Source organism: Micrococcus sp. Alg238-R198 (genome assembly GCF_900537135.1).
GTDB lineage: Bacteria > Actinomycetota > Actinomycetes > Actinomycetales > Micrococcaceae > Micrococcus > Micrococcus luteus.
The window spans coordinates 111,134-117,911 of sequence record NZ_UNRH01000008.1 but is presented as its reverse complement, the minus strand read 5'-3'; the positions used below and the strand labels follow the sequence as shown (position 1 = coordinate 117,911).

Here is a 6,778-nt window from a genome sequence, read left to right as displayed (position 1 = left end):
TTCATGCTCAGCGCATCGGCGGCCACGAACGTGAACGGGCCGGCCACCCCGAGCGGGCGGTGGCGGAAGGCCTCGACCTGCTCGTCGAGCTCGGTGGCCATCCGGGAGACTTGGGACTTGGACAGGGCGTTGACGCCCAGAGTCTTGACCAGCTTGTCCATCCGTCGGGTCGAGACCCCGGCGAGGTAGCAGTCAGCGACCACGGTGATCAGCGCCGACTCCGCTCTCTTCCTGCGTTCAAGTAGCCAGTCCGGGAAGTACGTGCCCGATCTGAGCTTGGGGATGGCCACGTCCAGGGTGCCGACCCGGGTGTCCAGGTCCCGGTGGCGGTACCCGTTCCGCTGAGCAGTGCGCGAGGAGCTGGGCTTGCCCCATTCGGCACCGACCACCGCGTCGGCATCCGCGGACAGCAAGGTGTTGATCATGGTCTGCAGCAGATGGCGCATCATGTCCGGGGACGCTTCAGACARGGCTTCTCCGAGCAGGCCGGCAGGGTCGAGAATATGAGGAGCGGTCATCGTGATGACTCCATTCGAGGATTCTGTGGAAGGTTGACTCGACGGATCACACGGTGGCCGCGTCCACGTCTGAGACGACACGCCCGACCACCGGGCGCTACACCACTATGCGGGACTCAACTAGCGAGCGGGATTCCGGAGGACGTCGCACGGTGGATGGCGAGACGGATGCCGTAGTCCACCTCGGCCGTCAGCACTGCGGGCGTACGGACTTCGGTCACCCCTCTCCAATGGGGTGCCAAGAGACCCAGCGTCAGGTCCAGGCCCAGGGAATCGATCTCAGCCGGGACGGGCTGAGCTTTGACGATGTCGAAACCCAGACTGTCGACGTCTGCAGTCGCGTAGGCCAGTGGGAGCGGCTCGGGGATGTCGTTCACCGCAGGTGCGAGGACGATGACCCGTCCTGGCCAACTGCGAGCCAGCTCAGTCAGGCCCGAGAATCCGCGCGCTTCCATGGCAACCAGGCCACCGGAAGAGAGGATCGGACCGGGTAGCACGTATCCGAGCCGGGGGCCCGATGAAGACGGAACATCGAGACCGAGAGACATCAGGCGCTTCCCTCCCCGTACCGGTCCCCGGGCACGGCGAGCCATTCCGGCAAGAGGAGTGCGGACTCAGAGTACGGATAATGGCGTCCAAAGAACAGCGGCGCTACGACCCTGCGCGGCCGCTGCCCGGGGGGTCGAGAGGAGGCGAGGTAACCACCCCAGTACGAAAATGTAGAATTCGCCAGAATCAGATTCTCCGCGCTCGAGACCTGGGCCAGGTCTTGGAACATGTCATGTGGCGAAGGCATCACCCTGACATCGCCGCCTGCAAAGAGGTCCGACAGATGGGTCACGCACCAGTCGGGATCGTCGGAGACGAAGACCACCGGCGCCCCTCCCGGGGAGTCGATCTCTTCGATCGCCGCCCGCACGAACTCGCGAACGTCGAATCCGTAATGACGTCGGAATTCTGGGTTGCTGTAGTAGTCGCCGCGCCGCACGTTCACCACCGTGGCCCCCGGCGTGACGGAGCCCCAGCGCTCGCTGAAAGCCGACCCGTGGAGGAGCATATCCCGGCAGAACTGCTTCAGGTCCGGGTAGAGGAAATCCACATTGATCTCGTGGCCCCATTCCACGGTCCGTGGCTGGAAGAAGGAAACCTTGTCCTCCGTCACCGTCAGTTCGCGGAGTCGCGGGAATTCCTGGAGCCACGGTTCCATTTTGGGCTTGTACCTCACAAGCCAACTCACCCCGGTGGACCGTTGACGAGCCCACGCGGTCACCCACAGGAAGAGAAAATTCCCACCGTTCATGGGTTCATTTCCCCAGATCACGTATGGCTGGCGCCGGCGGATCGGAGCCATACCGCGTGCGATGGCATCTCTGACGACTTGCTGCACAGGGTGATCATATCCGGCTTCTGCTTAAGCTGAGGCGATCTTGTGCATTCACCGTGCGTGCCACTCAGACAGGAACCTCTGCTCCCGATAGCATCACAGCATGAAGGGCATCATCCTCGCCGGGGGCACCGGCTCCCGCCTGCACCCGATCACCCACGGCATCTCGAAGCAGCTGGTCCCCGTTTACGACAAGCCGATGATCTACTACCCGCTCTCCACGCTGATCCTGGCGGGGATCAGCGACATCCTGGTGATCACTACCCCGCACGACGCAGAGCAGTTCCAGCGCCTCCTGGGCGACGGCTCCCAGTTCGGGATCTCGCTCAACTACGTTCAGCAGCCATCCCCCGACGGCCTGGCACAGGCTTTCATCCTCGGTGAGGACCACATCGGCGACGAGCATGTCGCGCTCGTCCTGGGGGACAACATCTTCTACGGCCCGGGCATGGGCCAGCAGCTGCGCCGTCACACTGAGGTCGACGGCGCCACCGTGTTCGGTTACTGGGTCGCCGACCCGACGGCCTACGGCGTTGTGGAGTTCGACACCGAGGGGAAGGCCGTATCCCTCGAGGAGAAGCCGGCCCACCCCAAGTCGAACTACGCCGTCCCGGGGCTCTACTTCTACGACAACGACGTTGTCGAGATTGCCAGGAGTTTGAAGCCCTCAGCCCGCGGCGAGCTGGAGATCACGGACGTGAACCGCACCTACCTCGCGCGCGGCGCCCTGAACGTCGAAGTCCTCCCCCGCGGGACGGCGTGGCTCGACACCGGCACTTTCCACGACCTCAACGACGCGTCCAACTTCATTCGCACGGTCGAGTCCCGCCAGGGACTCAAGGTCGGTTCTCCTGAGGAAGTGGCGTGGCGCCAGGGGCTCCTTACAGATGAGCAGCTTCAGGAACGAGCCCAGCCACTGGTGAAATCCGGCTACGGCCGCTATCTGCTCGACCTGCTCAACACCGCAAGATGAGCATGGAAACCGTCGTGCGCGCACGAGGACATCACACCGACGCCGTCATCGTGACGGCCCTGATCGTGGCCCTTGTGGTCCTCCCCGCGATTGTTGCAGGCACCGCCGGTGCGCTCTGGATTCCTCACAACGACTCGTGGGCTCATTCACGGATCGCCGCTTCGTTTGCCGAGACCGGCCGGGTGCATCTCGTCGGATTCAACCGGGCCTCGATGGTCGGGATGATGGTGCCCCTAGGTTCGCTTGCGTCCAGCGTCGTCGGCCAGCATGTGTTCGTGATGCTCTGCGGAGCCGCCATGATCGGCTTCTCTTACGGCACGGCGCGACGGGTTCTGCCGAGGGGCCGCTCGTTGCTGGTCGCGGCGTTGGTCGGAGTAGCTCCAGGCTTTGCACTGCTGTCGACGTCCTACATGACTGATGTCCCGATGATGGCGGGCATTGCGGGTGGTCTGTACTTCGGTGCCCGCTACCTCGACGGCGGCGGCGTCCTCAACCTCATCGGGAGCATGGCGTTTGGGCTGTGGGCGACCACGGTTCGAGAGCAGGGCCTGGCAGCAGTGGCGGCGGTCGCGGTGACCGCCTGGCTCGTTCGACGGGACAGACGGCGCGTCATTTTCGTCGCCTCCCTCGTCACGCTGGTCGCTATCGCCGCCTTCGAGGTCTGGCGTCGGTCACAGCCAGGTGACGATCCGCCCATGGTCGATCCCACAGTTGGAGGCGCGGTGCGGGCCCTCGCAATGGGGGTCATGACCTTGATGTTCGTGTGTTCTCCGGCGGTCCTACTCGGCGCCTCAAAGCCGCGCTCCGCCGCGGCCTGGTCTTTCGGCACGGCAGGTGCCCTCACTACGGCAGGGCTAGTGTTCCTCCTCGGGCGGGGCGCCCTGCTGGGAAATTACCTGGCCGCCGACGGCGCCTACATGGCCATGTCCCACGGCGCACGTGACACGGTGCCGGGCTGGCTTCTCTGGTGCGCCGCAGGGCTGGCGATCCTCGCCGGCACCACGGTGGCGGCCCTGTGTGGCGATGTCGTGGCGCGTGCACGTCGTCGCCCAGGCCGTCCATGGCGACCGGCTGGTCAACCCGTCGTCCTGCTCATGGCCTCGTTCTTGCTGATCTACCTCGCGGGCATCACAGTGCAGACGTTCTCGGGCCAGGCGATGTTCGAGCGGTATCTCTACCCGCTCATCGTGCCCCTGAGTGTGCTGGTGCTTCGGGCCACACGGACCCGGGCGGCCCAGAGGGCCGCCGCCGCGACGGCCGCCCTCATCGTCGTGGCCTCCACTGCCCTGGTGACTCTTCATACGTGGTCGAGCACGGGCGTCGTGTGGCAGGCGGCGGAGGAGCTCGTGGCGGAGGGGCTGGCGCCGCAGGACGTGGACGCCGGATTCGCCTGGGTAGGGCTGCACTCGAACGTGGGCGTAGCAGAAGATCCGGCTCGATCAGACGTCGTCGGCGGGTGGGCTGCACTCTTCTCCGACTCGCGTCAGTGCGCCGTCGTGTCCATGGGAGACCCCGTGGCAGCCACGGAACCCGTTCGGACGATCACCTACACGAAGTACCTGTTCTTCGGACAGGACCGTGTGGTCATCGAGCGCCTGGACCCCTGCCGCTGACGACGGCGCGGACCAAGCGGTCGCGGACTCTCGCGCCGACCGCTTCCCAGGTCAGGCGCGCTGCGTGCTGTGATGCGCGGCGCCCCGCCTCCTTGGCCACAGCCGGGTCCGCCAGACGCAGCATGGCTTCACTGACCCCCCCTGGGTCTGACGGATCCACGACGATCCCACCGTCGCCGATCATGTCTGAGGCCCCGCCCACAGTGGTCCCGATGGAGGGAATGCCCATGCGGCCGGCCTCCGCGTACACGATGCCTGCGGGCTCGAGTCGGCTGGGCACGACGAGACACGTGGCTTCGGCGAAGAGGCGTCCCAGTCGCTGTTGCGCCGCCGGCTCTGAGATGGGCAGGAGCCCGTGCACCACGACCCCGTCAGCATCGATGTTGGGGACACCCGCGCCGACCAGGTGGAGGAGGGCGTCGGGGTACAGGTCGCGCACCTGCGCAAAGGCCTTGACCACGGCGTCGCCGCGTTTACGTTCCCAGTCGTGGCCGACGAAGAGGAACCGCGGCGAACTCCAATCCTTGTCCGTGGAAGGCTGCCCCTCTCGATTGACGCCCAGCCCCGTCACCGTGATCCACTCGCGAGGAATTCCGTAGTCGTCACTGATGGAGTCAGCGACCCAGGATGTAGCCGCGAAACAGATGCCCGCCTTCTCGTAGACGCTCTGCTGCAGGCGCCGTCGTCCGTCGACGAGAGCTGGCGGCAGGTCAGGAAACGGGCCCCACGCGTGCTCGACCGCCTGGGCGATCGTCATATCCTCGAAAGTGGCGAGTCGTCGGTGGTGAACTCGGTAGCCCGTGCCGATCTGGAGGACGGCGTCCACATGGCGGGGAACGCGGTACAGTGCAGTCAGCTCCACCAGGCGGGCGTAGGCAGCACTCTCACGGCCAAGCGTCAGCAACTCGTCGGCCGTCGGGCGAAGCCGTTGTGCCGTCACCCGAGTCCAGACTCGAGCGGCAGTGGACGGCGGGGTCAGGTCCACCGGCACCACCCGGACTCCCGCCGCCTCGAGGCCCCGGATGAGACCCGCCGGAGTGCCAGACCAAGACTGGGGGTCAGTCGGGTCCCCCGGGTATGTGACGGCTACGGTGAGTGTCACCCCGGGATCGTTGGCTCGCATGTGGCCATTACACCAGACGCCGAGGGATGCTCATCGCTGTCCCGCAATTCGCGGCAGATTCGTGAGCGCATTGCGAATTCGTTGGCTGAACTCCACTTCGGAAAACTGCTCGGCGTGCGCCTGCATCGCCGCCCGGTCCCAGTCATGAGCCAGCAGACGTTCCACCCCTCCGGCCACCGCATCCACCGTCGGCTCCTCCACGAACACCCCGTTGACGCCTTCCACGACGGTGTCCAGGTAACCGCCGGCCCGTAGCGCCACGGTGGGCACGCCCCACGCGCTCGCCTCGAGCGGGGTGATGCCGAAGTCCTCGTGGCTCGCTGCGATCAGTGCCGTCGCGTGCGCGTACGCCCAGCGCAGCTGCGCGTCGGTGAGGTCCTGGCCAAACACCACGTCCTCCCCCGCCATCGCGCGCAGCCGTGCCTCCTCCGGGCCCTTGCCGATCACCACGAGCGGCCGCCCCGCGCGGGCCGCAGCCTCGATGGCCACATCCACGTGCTTGTACGGCATGAGCCGCGCGACCGAGAGCAGGAAACCGTCCTCCGCCAGCCGCTCGGCGCCGGGGATCGGCGCCTGCGGGCCCTCCGTGCTCACGGAGTGCGGCGGGAACACGAGGTCCACGCCGTCGAGCCCGTAGACGTCTTCGATCCGCTCCTTCACCACCGTGGAGTTGGCCACATAGCGTGATCGACGCCGGACGGACGCGCGGTCCCACCTGCGCAGACCCGGGCGCAGCACGCGGGCGATCCGGCCCTTGATGCTGTCCCGGCCGCCCTCGCCCAGGTAGTCGTCCAGCAGGTACACCCAACGCGCCGGGGTGTGGCAGTAGACGAGCGTGGCGCCGTTGTAACGGAATCCATGCGCCCAGCCGGAGGTCGAGACGACGGCGACCGACTCCTTCACGTGCATCAGTGAGGAGGCCAGGGGCAGCAGCGGCAGTGCCCGCCGAGGGTCCTTCCGCAGCAGCCCCACCCGGTTGAGCGGTGAGGTGATGATGTGCGCGTCCTTGAACTCCGGGAAGGTCCCCTCGGGGTCGTAGAACGTCGTGTAGATGGGCGCGTCCGGCCACATCCGGTGCAGGGCGAGCACCACCCGCTCCGCCCCGCCCTTCTGGGTGAGGTAGTCGTGGGCGATGGCGATCCGGCCGCGCGTCGTGTCGGTCATGGT

The 6,778-nt window shown here is 66.4% G+C and carries 7 protein-coding genes; 2 read left to right on the top strand and 5 right to left on the bottom strand.

The window, feature by feature from the left end; all coding sequences use genetic code 11:
• The 3 genes from G6R13_RS09055 to G6R13_RS09045 form a co-directional block, all read right to left on the bottom strand.
• Positions 1 to 518: transposase (locus G6R13_RS09055; protein ID WP_205521350.1), on the bottom strand; the 518-nt coding region annotated here is incomplete at its 3' end.
• 116 nt (positions 519 to 634) lie between these two features.
• The gene (locus tag G6R13_RS09050) at positions 635 to 973 is read right to left on the bottom strand and encodes a hypothetical protein (protein WP_163721474.1); all 339 of its coding nucleotides are present in this window, start codon (positions 971 to 973) and stop codon (positions 635 to 637) included.
• A 92-nt stretch (positions 974 to 1,065) separates the two neighbouring features.
• A complete protein-coding gene (locus G6R13_RS09045) occupies positions 1,066 to 1,725 on the bottom strand; it encodes an alpha-1,2-fucosyltransferase (protein ID WP_159832911.1) in 660 nt (219 codons plus the stop codon).
• A 280-nt stretch (positions 1,726 to 2,005) separates the two neighbouring features.
• Between G6R13_RS09045 and rfbA the strand changes: the two genes are divergently transcribed.
• A complete protein-coding gene (gene rfbA, locus G6R13_RS09040; protein ID WP_101967323.1) occupies positions 2,006 to 2,875 on the top strand; it encodes a glucose-1-phosphate thymidylyltransferase RfbA in 870 nt (289 codons plus the stop codon).
• Positions 2,872 to 4,488 (top strand): glycosyltransferase family 39 protein, encoded by a 1,617-nt coding sequence (locus G6R13_RS09035; protein ID WP_080695917.1) that lies wholly within the window; start codon positions 2,872 to 2,874, stop codon positions 4,486 to 4,488. Before rfbA ends, G6R13_RS09035 begins: the two co-directional genes overlap by 4 nt.
• Here the strand turns inward: G6R13_RS09035 and G6R13_RS09030 are convergent.
• Positions 4,460 to 5,473, bottom strand: coding sequence for a glycosyltransferase family 4 protein (locus tag G6R13_RS09030; RefSeq protein WP_161664816.1), 1,014 nt, complete (start codon positions 5,471 to 5,473; stop codon positions 4,460 to 4,462). The two genes, G6R13_RS09035 and G6R13_RS09030, sit on opposite strands and share 29 nt — an antisense overlap.
• 168 nt (positions 5,474 to 5,641) lie before the next feature.
• The gene (locus G6R13_RS09025; RefSeq protein ID WP_163721473.1) at positions 5,642 to 6,775 is read right to left on the bottom strand and encodes a glycosyltransferase; all 1,134 of its coding nucleotides are present in this window, start codon (positions 6,773 to 6,775) and stop codon (positions 5,642 to 5,644) included.
• Positions 6,776 to 6,778 lie beyond the last annotated feature (3 nt).